This window comes from Microcystis sp. M061S2 (genome assembly GCF_020245605.1).
Lineage (GTDB): Bacteria > Cyanobacteriota > Cyanobacteriia > Cyanobacteriales > Microcystaceae > Microcystis.
In genome coordinates this window covers 1-10,406 of the sequence record NZ_JADBUP010000073.1, presented here as the reverse complement: position 1 = coordinate 10,406, position 10,406 = coordinate 1, and the positions used below count along the sequence as shown (strand labels likewise).

Here is a 10,406-nt window from a genome sequence, read left to right as displayed (position 1 = left end):
TTTGGTATTCTCCTAGGGAATTGTAAGCATTGCCTAAATTATTGTAGGAATACGCTTCACCCCCCCGATCACCGATTTCCCGAAAGATTGCTAAGGACTGTTGATGAAACTCGATCGCTTTTTGGTATTCTCCTAGGGAATAGTAAACATTGCCTAAATTATTGTAGGAATTCGCTTCACCCCCCCGATCACCGATTTCCCGTGTGATTGCTAAGGACTGTTGACAAAACTCGATCGCTTTTTGGTATTCTCCTAGAAAATAGTAAATACCTGCTAATGAGTCGAGACTCGCAACTAAATCAAGTTCTAGATTTAACTCTTTTTGTAAATCGATCGCTTTTTGATAATACTCGATCGCAAGCTGTTGTTCCTGACGATAATCTGACAATGGCAGATTTAATAAACGAAGGTTATAAATCTTAGCTAAACTGGCATATAAACTCGCTAGTCTTGGCTCTTTTTTGCCTTTATTTACCTCGATTTGCTCGATTAGTTCTAACAAGTCTTCCTTAGAGATTGAAGGAATATCTTTATCTATAGTAATTTCGTCAAAAGATTGTAAAATTGGTAAAAATTCCTGACAAGGTAAAAAGTTACTTGGAGGAGAAATAAAGCGAAAAACTCCTTTTCTCCAACTCCAAAAATCGGGGGACTTTTTGCGTAAATTTACCTCCACTGTGCTTGTTACCCAAAGAACAATGGAATAGGGAAATTCTCGCAATCCTTCCCTTGTCCATTGCAGATAACCAAAAAATTTATCTAGTTCCGATTTTTCCTGTTGCCATTCGATCGAGTGTAATTTTTCCACTCCTGTGGTTGTGATCACAGCGTTTTTGCTTTGTAATAACTCTGGTTTTCTGGAGACTAAACTAGCAATTGCTGCTCTTAAACTCGGTTCTTTTTGATCTAAATCAATCCGATAACAAGGGATTACTGGTTCTAATTCTTTGCTATAGCGATCAATAATTTCTTCTCGCAATTTTTCCTGATCACACACACAAATCAATATATTTAATCTCTCTTGATTTGCCTCTAGAGACACGATTAAACCTTCGTATTCTCTTTCATTTTGGTCGATAATTGAAGATGTGTCATCAGTCATAATATACCATTCAAATTGTTCCTCTTTTTTTCATTAACTCAACCACAATCGGATGCACGTTATACCACAAATCGCCATTGCGGTATTCCAAAATATATAAACCATGCAAAAGATCTAGAAAATTTTGATCCTTGAGATCCTTCGGTTTTAACTTTTCATAAACAGTTTTAATAATTTCCTCATCTGCTGTACCGATACTTTCAGCAAAATCGAGACTAAGTTCTGTGATTGATTGTTCTAAAACAGCTTGATTAATTTTTAGGGTATTATCATCGGGATAACGACGAACCGATCGCAAACAAACCCGACAGCAATCATTAGTAATGCGAATTAATTCTCGTAACACTCCCCCACTATAAAGACAAATTTTTTCGAGGGTGTCAGGATCGATTAAAGCGGGATCGATGCGCTTAGTGATAATCTCGGTTAAAGTGGCAATAATTTGCGGATCGGGTATAGCATTAGGTGAATTAATTTCTCCCTGTTTAAAGAGTTTATATACAGGCATTTGCACGATCTGATCGTTGGTTTCTGTTTGGAGAGTTGCCTTTAAAGCTACCTCTCTTAAAGCGGCGATCGGAATAGTCATAATAATCCGAAAACCGGGCAACATAATCGCTTTAATATGGGATTGAAAAATATCCCTTACCTGTGCTAAGTCAATTTTATCAATGTCATCAACAATTACTAAGATTTTTTTCTGACTTTGGGACTCGATCGCACTAGCTATAATGTTAATTTGGGCAACTAAATCGGTAATTCTCCGCTCATACTTTTGTTTGATTTCCTCGCGAATAGTCGAATTAATCTTGAGAATTCCTTTAATGTGAGCTAGTAAAGTAGAAAAGTTAAAACCTGTTTCGATAGTGGCATCTGCTTGATTAGTTTCCGTGCAGATTTGTTCAGCAAACCATTGATAAAAGCTTTTTTTAATAGAATCTTTAATAGTTAAATTTTGGGCTTCCGCTTCTGACATCATCTGAACGGCGATCGAGAATAAAATATTAACATGATTTACGTCTGACATTTCGATCGTGTCTGAGATCGAGAAGAAAACAACAAAATAGCGATCATCTAACTTTCTTTTAAATTCATAGAGTAGGGTTGACTTACCACAACCCCGATGTCCTGCTAGAATAATTTTTCCGTCTTCCGAAGGACTATCTTCGACCAATTGTTCTAATTCGTCGATAATTTCTGTGCCGTATTTGACAGCAAAACGCTGTAATTCTTTATCCGATCGCAGGGGTAAAAGTTCCAAATTGCGATAGGCTTCTCGAAAGGGTTCCAGTAAAGGACTAACCATGAGTAATTAGGGGTTGCTGAAAAAGTTTTTCGTGGGGGTAGGGTGTGGGGTGTGGAAATTATGAATTATGAATTATGAATTGGGTAGTTGGCTCTTCTAGGTTCTGTGTGATAAGTTTAACTTACAGAGGATCGATCAATCTTTGTGTCCTTTGTGTCTTTGTGGTTCCTTCCACTCGCTCGCTAGGAAGAATGTATTTTAGAATACATTTTGCCCACCAAACCTAAGAGAGCCAAAAAACTAACTGATAACTGATAACTGATAACTGTTATTTTTCTGCTGCCCAACTGTCGGGAGTGTAGGTTTTTAATGCCAAAGCATGGATGGCTTCGGTAGCCAGTGCCGATTGTAAAGCGCCATAAACCATTTGATGCTGTTTAACGCGGGTTTTGCCAGCAAATTCGCCAGAAATAACCACCGCTTCCAAATGATCGCCACCTCCCGTCAAATCCCGAATCATCACTTGTGCATCGGGGATTTGTTCTTGAATCATCGCTTCTACTTGGCGAAAGTCAACCATCTTAACTCCTCAAAACAATTAAAGATACTCTGATCCCATTTTTACCGAAAGCTCGTCAATAGGGACAAAATTTACTGCCGTGGGGGGGAGTTGTTAGGAGTTGCCGAGGTGGGAGTCGGTGCGGAGATAGGTGTGCTGACAAATCCCATCTCGTAGAGTTGTTGATAGCTTTTTTGTCCTAATTCACTGGTGGGGTTTTGGGATTGAATCACCTGAATTAACAAAGGAACCGCCAATTCTGGCTGATTTTGCGCCCTATGGACCAAAGCAAGCTGATAGGTGGCTTCATCCCGCAGTTGTCCCGTGTTTAAAGCACTTTGACGCTGAGAATCGAATACTTTCGGGTCAATTCCTGAGAAACTATTAGCTAATTGCAGATGATAGTTAGATAGTTGGTTAAAAATCCGACGCGCTTGATTGAGTTTGTCCACAGCGACATCGTATTTAGCGGCATTAATAGCGGCGTTCGCTTCTTCCACTAAACGTTGTCCCCCCTGAAGACTCAGGACACTATCGGCTTGATTTAAGGGTTTCAATTCGTTAGGATCGCTGGCAGGAGTGTTAGAGTCGGGGGTTTGTGCTTGTCCGTCAGGTGCGATCGCAATCACTAAACCGATCACCAGAGTGAGCAGATAAATTAAACTATAAGGCTGTTTTCGCTTAACCATAAAATTTCTCGACTTAATGTTCCTGATGGGAACGGCTATTTTTTCTAACATCGACAACTGACCTATAGTAGCTTTTTTGGGGCAGTTTCGATCCGACCCCAGCTTTCTAGACGTTAGCTCTAGCGGTTTTGTCGCCATGGCAACCGATGATTTTTCTAGAAAAATCAGTATAAGTCCCCAAAAAGTTAGTTTATCCCCCTGATTAATTGTTTTGATACTGATAATTCACCCCTTGGCAAGCTGTCCAGATAGAATAAAGAGAAAGTAGGAGTTTAGTTGAAATGTCTTTATCACTGATTACTCGTAAGTTTACGGTGGAAGAATACGAAAAAATGACAACCCAGGGAATAATCAAACCCGATGAAAAAGTCGAATTAATTCGAGGAGAAATTATCAAAATGTCACCGATGGGAACCCGTCATGCTGCCTGTATAGCTAGATTAACACAGTTATTTTATCGAAAATTCGGTGATCTTATTCTCTTAGGAGTGCAAAACCCGATTAGATTAAATAATAATTCTCAACCAGAACCAGATTTAAGTTTACTAATACCTCGATCAGATTTTTATGTTGCTGCCTATCCTTGTCCTCAAGATATCTATTTAATTATTGAAGTTTCCGATTCTACCCTCGATTATGATCGCTATACTAAAATCCCTCTTTATGCAGAGGCAAATATTCAAGAAGTTTGGATCGTCAATCTCAAGGAAGAATGTTTAGAAGTTTATCGCCATCCGCTGCAGGGTAGTTATCAGGATATTCAGAAATATTATCGAGGTGAAATTATTTTTATTGAATCCTTTCCAGCAATAGAGTTAACTTTAATTGAAATACTCGGCAATAAAAGTGAGATCAAGGGGTAAACTTAGATTTCGTCAGGATTAATGCCTAATTCCTGCAGTTTATTGGCTAATCGTTCCGCTTTTACAAGAGAGATCAAGGAGAAAATCAAGGATTTATAATCTCGGTTTTAGAACAGTCCACTGGGTTACGGGGGCCATGGCTTTCCAACCTAAAAACTTGCCGACTGGTTCGGCTTTTTCAATGCCAATTCGCAGCAGTTCCCCTCCTAATTTACTATGCCATTGCAAGAGAACTAATTCGCTTTCAATTGTAACAGTATTGGCAACAAGACGACCCCCGGGGCGCAGGGCTAACCAACAGGTTTCCAATAGGTGGGGTGTGGTGATACCGCCACCAATAAAAATAGCGTCCGGTTGCGGTAAATCTTCCAAGGCGCTCGGTGCGATTCCGGCGACGATTTGCAGATGGGGCGTTCCCAGGGCGGCGGCATTATCGGCAATGTATTGTAATCTGGTGGGATGATGTTCGATCGCAATAGCCTGGCAACGGCGATCGCTCCGCAGCCACTCAATGGCAATGGAACCACAACCCGCCCCCACATCCCAGAGCAATTGTCCGGGTAGGGGAGCCAATCTGCTCAGAGTGATAGCACGAACTTCTCTTTTTGTCAACTGTCCGTCATGATGGTAAGCAGAATCCGGCAGTCCTGGAAGGCGCGGTGCCAGGGTAGGAGGATTAGAGGAAATGCAGCTAATGGCGATGACATTTAGATCCGCCAGCTCTGTAAACTCCCAATCGTTGGCGATGCCTTCAATGTGGCGTTCCAGGGTTCCCCCTAGATGTTCTAAAACCGTGATGGAACTCTCGCCAAAACCTCCCTCCCTGAGCAGCCGAGCAGCGATCGCCGGAGTCTGGGCATCAGCACTCAGTACCAGCAGTTTAGCACCGGGATAAAGCACCCCATTCAACCAAGCCGGGGGCCGACCGCACAAACTCAAAGTTTCCACTTCACTCAGGGACCAACCCAAACGACTACAGGCAAGACTGAAGGCAGAAGGAGAGGGAATAATCGTCATTTCCTCAAGGGGAATCTGACGGGTGAGGGTGACACCAATTCCGTAGCACATGGGATCACCACTAGCCAAAACACAGACGGATTGACCACGAAGGCGGATAATCTCGTTAATGGAGTCTTGGATGGGAGAAGTCCAGAGCAGTTTTTGCCGTTGATCCTCTGGGGGTAACATTGCCAGATGACGTTCACCACCGACAATAACTGATGCTAAAGAAAGCAGACTTCGCCCCACCGAACTTAACCCTTCTAAGCCATCTTCACCAATTCCTATAATCGATAGCCATTTCGATTTACAATTGCGATCCGCCATATTAAAAAAAATCGCTACTATTTCATTATCTGCCATCAGGCTCTATCCTTCAAACAAGATATAATCGGCTTAGTGTCAAGTTAATTCAGAGGAAAAATTATGACCACCACCGCCGATGACGTTTGGAGATTATTAGCCGAATTAGTAGAAGCTCAAAAAGAGACAGAAAGATGCTTTCAAGAAACCGAGCGACGCTTTCAAGAAACCGAGCGTGTTCTCAAAGAACAATCTTTAGAAACCGAGCGTATTCTCAAAGAACAATCTTTAAAAACCGATCGCCAAATTACTAGACTCAGTAAAGAAATTGGTAATCTTGGAGGTAAATGGGGACGTTTTGTCGAAAATATGGTAGCCCCAGCTTGTGAGACTTTATTTTTAAATCGTCAGATTCCCGTACATCAAGTTAGTCAAAGAGTCAGAAAACGTCTCGACGGTAAAACCCTAGAAATTGATGTGTTAGTAACTAATGAGAATCATGTGCTAGTAGTGGAAGTCAAAAGTAGTTTAAGTGTAGATGATGTCAAAGAATTAATCAAGAATCTAACAGAATTTAGGCAATTTTTCCCCGAATATAACCAGAAACAATTATATGGGGCAGTAGCAGGCATTGAAATCGAAGAAGGAGCGGATAAATATGCCTATCGTCAAGGTTTATTTGTCTTGGCACAAAGGGGTGAAAATGTAGCAATTCTTAACGATACTGAGTTTCAACCGAAAACGTGGTAGGGGCTTTAAAAACAAGATATAATCGGGTTAGTGCCAAGTTAATTCAGATGAAAACTTATGACCACCACCGCCGATGATGTTTGGAAATTATTAGCCGAATTAGCAGAAGCTCAAAAAGAGACAGAAAGATGCTTTCAAGAAACCGAGCGACGCTTTCAAGAAACCGAGCGACGCTTTCAAGAAACCGAGCGTATTCTCAAAGAACAATCTTTAAAAACCGATCGCCAAATTACCAGAGTCAGTCAAGAAATTGGTAATCTTGGGGGTAAATGGGGTCGTTTTGTCGAAAATATGGTAGCCCCAGCTTGTGAGACTTTATTTTTAAATCGTCAGATTCCCGTACATCAAGTTAGTCAAAGAGTCAAAAAACGTCTCGACGGTAAAACCTTAGAAATTGATGTGTTAGTAACTAATGAAAATCATGTGCTAGTAGTGGAAGTTAAAAGTAGTTTAAGTGTAGATGATGTCAAAGAATTAATCAAGAATCTAACAGAATTTAGGCAATTTTTTCCCGAATATAACCACAAACAATTATATGGGGCAGTAGCAGGCATTGAAATCGAAGAGGGAGCGGATAAATATGCTTATCGTCAAGGTTTATTTGTCTTGGCACAAAGGGGTGAAAATGTAGCAATTCTTAACGATACTGAGTTTCAACCGAAAACGTGGTATGATCCTTAAACTTGTCTTTGGGAAAGTCCAGTGCAATTCTGGTACTGTGCCGCAGCTGTAATCAAGTAAAAAGTAAAAAGAGTACATCTTCCCTTTTTCCTTGCGAGTCAGAATACCAATTACAAGCTTTTAATCGGTAGATAGACAAATAATTTTCTAACTACTTCTCTGCGTCGCATGGAGAACAAATAACGGTGAATTGGTTAGTTGAAGCAAATGCTTGTCCCGGTTTATTTTATGGAACTGCTGCCCAGGATGGGTTTTTAATTCGTCTCCGCACCCCCGGTGGATGGCTCAATTTTCCACAGGGAAAAGCGATCGCCACTTGGCTCGAACAATGGCAGACGACAATACAAGTTACCAATCGGGCAAATCTGCAAATTCGCGGACTGCAAAAATCCCCCAGTTTAGAAGAATTTCAAACCCTGCAAAAATTAGGGTTAGCCGCCCATAATCCCAGTATCGATCATCTGCGTAATATCATGTCCAGTCCCACGGCTGGAATTGACTATCAAGAATTGATCGATACTCGTCCATTAGTCCAAGAATTAGATAATTTTATCCAAAATTATCCATCAATTGCCCAACTAAGTCCTAAATTTAGTATCGGGATCGATGGCGGTGGTGCAGTGGGAATTGGCACTAGTTCAACTATGGCCTGGCAACACCGCTATAATGAGATTCAGCTATCGGCAATTACCGTCAATAATCCGACAAATTTAACTTCTCTTGTTTGCTTTCGATTAGCCCTCGGAGGAGATAAACAATTCTATGACACGGACTTATTAATTGAGCCAGAAAACTGTTTAGCTGTGGTCAAAGCTTTAGTAACAGTTTATATCGATTATGTTCAACAAACCCCCAATATCAAGGGGAAAAAACCGCGGATGAAACACCTGCTCAAAGATTGGGGATTGACAAAATATCTCGAACAAGTTAACTCCCAATTACATCGGACTTCTACCGGCATAATAAAAGGGCAAGAATACCAGCAGGCTGCCCATTCCACTCGACCCTATTTTCATCTAGGAATTCATCCTCAAAAGCAACCCGGATTATCTTATATTGGCCTATCATTAAGATTAGGACAATTGACGGCTAATCAACTATGGGGATTAGCGGCACTATCAGAAACTTTTGGCAGTGGTCAGTTACGATTAACCCCTTGGCAGACTGTTATATTACCCGATATTCCCGATGAAAAAGTGTCAGAATTGTTGCCAAAACTGGCATCCTTAGGATTATCCGCTTCTCCCGGATGGGATGCGGGGATAGTTGCCTGTAGCGGTAAACCAGGTTGTGCAGCAGCGGCCACTGCAACTCAAATTCATGCTTCTCTCCTAGCAGATTATTTGAAGGAACGCTTAACCTGCAATTCTCCTGTTAATATTCATTTGACAGGTTGTGCTAAATCCTGTGCTCAACCAGGTCCAGCCGAAATTACCCTTTTAGGAACTACCATCGAGGAAAATGGGCAAATACTAGAAGCTTATCAAGTCTATGTGGGTGATAGTCAAAAGTTCTTAGAAACACCCATATTTGAGGGAGAATTTACCAAGATTCCCCCCCTCATAGCCCAAATTTTAAGCTCCCAAAAATCGAAAAATTTAGATGAATAGAATGGAATACATTAAGAATGGTGAGGAAATTTACCGCAAATCTTTTGCTATTATTCGGGCTGAAACTAACTGGGAAAATCTCCCCGATGATTTAGCTCATGTGGCGGTTCGTCTAATTCATTCCTGCGGGATGACGGACATAACAAAAGATTTAGAAGCATCACCGGACGCGGTTAAAATCGGACGAAATGCCCTCGCTGGGGGTGCAGCAATTCTCTGTGATTCTCAAATGGTCGCTAATGGCATTACCAAAGCGCGTTTACCTAAAAATAATCCGATTATTTGTACCCTCAATCATCCAGAAGTGACCGAGTTAGCACGGCAAATTAATAATACCCGATCCGCTGCCGCTTTAGAACTTTGGCGACCTCATTTAGCTGGGGCAGTGGTAGCCATTGGTAATGCACCAACCGCACTTTTTCGCCTACTAGAATTGCTCGATCAAAATGTAGATAAACCGGCTTTGATTTTAGGCTTTCCCGTGGGATTTGTGGGAGCGGCAGAGTCGAAAACAGAATTAGCAACTAATAGTCGTGGTGTGCCATTTATTACCCTGCACGGACGTAGGGGAGGCAGCGCAATCGCAGCAGCAGCAGTCAATGCTTTAGCAAAAGAGAACGAATTATGAATAAATTAGGCAAACTTTATGGATTAGGAATCGGGCCCGGCGATCCCGAATTGTTGACGCTAAAAGCACACCGGATTCTCACAACTGTTCCGGTAATTGCCTATCCTACCTTAGAAAGTGGCAAAGTTTTGGCACGGGCAATTGTGTCGGATTTTATCCGTCCCGAGCAGATAGAAATTCCCATGCCTTTACCTTTTAGTGTCGAGCGCAGTTCTCAACCTCATTATGATATTGCCGCCGAAAATATCGCCGAACAGTTAAACTTAGGTCTAGATGTGGCGGTGCTATGTGTGGGCGATCCGATGTTGTATGGCACGTTTATGTATATCTTTAATCGCTTGTGTGATCGCTTTTCCATTGAAGTCGTGCCGGGTATTTCTTCAGTGATGGCAAGTGCAGCAATGCTGGGTGTACCTATTACTTATCGAAATGACGTATTTAGTATTATGCCCGCTACTTTAGAGGCGGAAATATTGCGGGATCGCCTAGCCTTTATCGATGCAGCGGCGATTATTAAATTAGGCAGACATTTCGCTAAAGTTCGCAATATTCTCGAGGAATTAGGATTATTAGAACGCGCCCTCTACATCGAACGAGCAACCTTACCCAATCAGCAAATTATTCCGATTACAGAAGTCGATCCAGAGGCTGCTACTTACTGGTCATTAATTCTGATTCCTAGTAAAACTAAACCGCAATAACTCTATAGACACTAAGTTAAATTCTCTATCCCCTACCTGACAGAACCTATAGGGTTTAGATGATATTATGAAAATGTCTTTTCTTCGTTGCTTTTTTGATTGCATAGGAGGTTATATACAGCGTTTCTCGGATTGATAAGTAGGGTTTGCTGAATAAATTTGAAATGTAGGCAAAGTAAAGGTTTTGGGGCTTTTCTCGCGAAACAGGTGCAAGATTTTGAGAGAATCGTCGTTCAAAACCTTGCGTCTTCATCGGCCCGCGTCCTGTAGGGGCG

12 protein-coding genes and 1 riboswitch are annotated in these 10,406 nt (G+C 41.5%); of the genes, 6 read left to right on the top strand and 6 right to left on the bottom strand.

Going from position 1 to position 10,406, the window contains the following annotated elements:
* From IM475_RS12995 to IM475_RS12980, 4 genes are all read right to left on the bottom strand, one after another.
* The coding region (locus tag IM475_RS12995) for a tetratricopeptide repeat protein (protein ID WP_287727837.1) at window positions 1-1,102 on the bottom strand (1,102 nt) is incomplete at its 3' end.
* Window positions 1,103-1,112: 10 nt separating this feature from the next.
* Entirely contained in the window at window positions 1,113-2,408 is a 1,296-nt protein-coding gene (locus IM475_RS12990; protein ID WP_287727835.1) for a P-loop NTPase fold protein, read from the bottom strand.
* A gap of 268 nt (window positions 2,409-2,676) precedes the next feature.
* Window positions 2,677-2,928 carry a BolA family protein gene (locus IM475_RS12985; protein ID WP_002737239.1) on the bottom strand — a complete coding sequence of 84 codons (252 nt, stop codon included), beginning with the start codon at window positions 2,926-2,928 and terminating at the stop codon, window positions 2,677-2,679.
* Window positions 2,929-2,999: 71 nt separating this feature from the next.
* Entirely contained in the window at window positions 3,000-3,647 is a 648-nt protein-coding gene (locus tag IM475_RS12980; RefSeq protein WP_287727833.1) for a hypothetical protein, read from the bottom strand.
* Between the two features lie 230 nt (window positions 3,648-3,877).
* Between IM475_RS12980 and IM475_RS12975 the strand changes: the two genes are divergently transcribed.
* Complete coding sequence (locus tag IM475_RS12975; RefSeq protein WP_287658031.1) at window positions 3,878-4,459, top strand: Uma2 family endonuclease; 582 nt, start codon at window positions 3,878-3,880, stop codon at window positions 4,457-4,459.
* 93 nt (window positions 4,460-4,552) lie between these two features.
* On the opposite strand, the gene cbiE is transcribed toward IM475_RS12975, so the two are convergent.
* The gene (cbiE, locus tag IM475_RS12970; RefSeq protein ID WP_287727832.1) at window positions 4,553-5,821 is read right to left on the bottom strand and encodes a precorrin-6y C5,15-methyltransferase (decarboxylating) subunit CbiE; all 1,269 of its coding nucleotides are present in this window, start codon (window positions 5,819-5,821) and stop codon (window positions 4,553-4,555) included.
* A 63-nt stretch (window positions 5,822-5,884) separates the two neighbouring features.
* Between cbiE and IM475_RS12965 the strand changes: the two genes are divergently transcribed.
* The 5 genes from IM475_RS12965 to cobI all read left to right on the top strand — a co-directional run bounded on the left by IM475_RS12965 (window position 5,885) and on the right by cobI (window position 10,131).
* The gene (locus IM475_RS12965; protein ID WP_287727830.1) at window positions 5,885-6,511 is read left to right on the top strand and encodes a DUF3782 domain-containing protein; all 627 of its coding nucleotides are present in this window, start codon (window positions 5,885-5,887) and stop codon (window positions 6,509-6,511) included.
* 57 nt (window positions 6,512-6,568) lie between these two features.
* The gene (locus IM475_RS12960) at window positions 6,569-7,192 is read left to right on the top strand and encodes a DUF3782 domain-containing protein (RefSeq protein ID WP_287727827.1); all 624 of its coding nucleotides are present in this window, start codon (window positions 6,569-6,571) and stop codon (window positions 7,190-7,192) included.
* A riboswitch (cobalamin riboswitch) is annotated at window positions 7,163-7,321 on the top strand. It overlaps the preceding gene by 30 nt.
* Window positions 7,322-7,377: 56 nt before the next feature.
* On the top strand, window positions 7,378-8,802 hold the full coding sequence (gene cobG / locus IM475_RS12955; RefSeq protein ID WP_287727826.1) for a precorrin-3B synthase: 1,425 nt from the start codon (window positions 7,378-7,380) through the stop codon (window positions 8,800-8,802).
* A 1-nt stretch (window position 8,803) separates the two neighbouring features.
* Window positions 8,804-9,430 carry a precorrin-8X methylmutase gene (locus IM475_RS12950; protein WP_287658043.1) on the top strand — a complete coding sequence of 209 codons (627 nt, stop codon included), beginning with the start codon at window positions 8,804-8,806 and terminating at the stop codon, window positions 9,428-9,430.
* Entirely contained in the window at window positions 9,427-10,131 is a 705-nt protein-coding gene (cobI, locus tag IM475_RS12945) for a precorrin-2 C(20)-methyltransferase (protein ID WP_287727825.1), read from the top strand. Before IM475_RS12950 ends, cobI begins: the two co-directional genes overlap by 4 nt.
* A 55-nt stretch (window positions 10,132-10,186) precedes the next feature.
* Here the strand turns inward: cobI and IM475_RS12940 are convergent.
* On the bottom strand, window positions 10,187-10,406 hold a 220-nt coding region (locus IM475_RS12940; protein WP_287727824.1), incomplete at its 5' end, for a hypothetical protein.

Excerpts from the sequence above, each read along its gene's own strand:
- IM475_RS12965 (WP_287727830.1), top strand. The coding sequence starts at position 5,885 with ATGACCACCACCGCCGATGACGTTTGGAGATTATTAGCCGAATTAGTA.
- IM475_RS12960 (WP_287727827.1), top strand. The coding sequence starts at position 6,569 with ATGACCACCACCGCCGATGATGTTTGGAAATTATTAGCCGAATTAGCA.
- IM475_RS12990 (WP_287727835.1), bottom strand. The coding sequence starts at position 2,408 with ATGGTTAGTCCTTTACTGGAACCCTTTCGAGAAGCCTATCGCAATTTG.
- IM475_RS12950 (WP_287658043.1), top strand. The coding sequence starts at position 8,804 with ATGGAATACATTAAGAATGGTGAGGAAATTTACCGCAAATCTTTTGCT.
- IM475_RS12985 (WP_002737239.1), bottom strand. The coding sequence starts at position 2,928 with ATGGTTGACTTTCGCCAAGTAGAAGCGATGATTCAAGAACAAATCCCC.
- IM475_RS12975 (WP_287658031.1), top strand. The coding sequence starts at position 3,878 with ATGTCTTTATCACTGATTACTCGTAAGTTTACGGTGGAAGAATACGAA.
- IM475_RS12980 (WP_287727833.1), bottom strand. The coding sequence starts at position 3,647 with ATGTTAGAAAAAATAGCCGTTCCCATCAGGAACATTAAGTCGAGAAAT.
- cobI (WP_287727825.1), top strand. The coding sequence starts at position 9,427 with ATGAATAAATTAGGCAAACTTTATGGATTAGGAATCGGGCCCGGCGAT.
- cbiE (WP_287727832.1), bottom strand. The coding sequence starts at position 5,821 with ATGGCAGATAATGAAATAGTAGCGATTTTTTTTAATATGGCGGATCGC.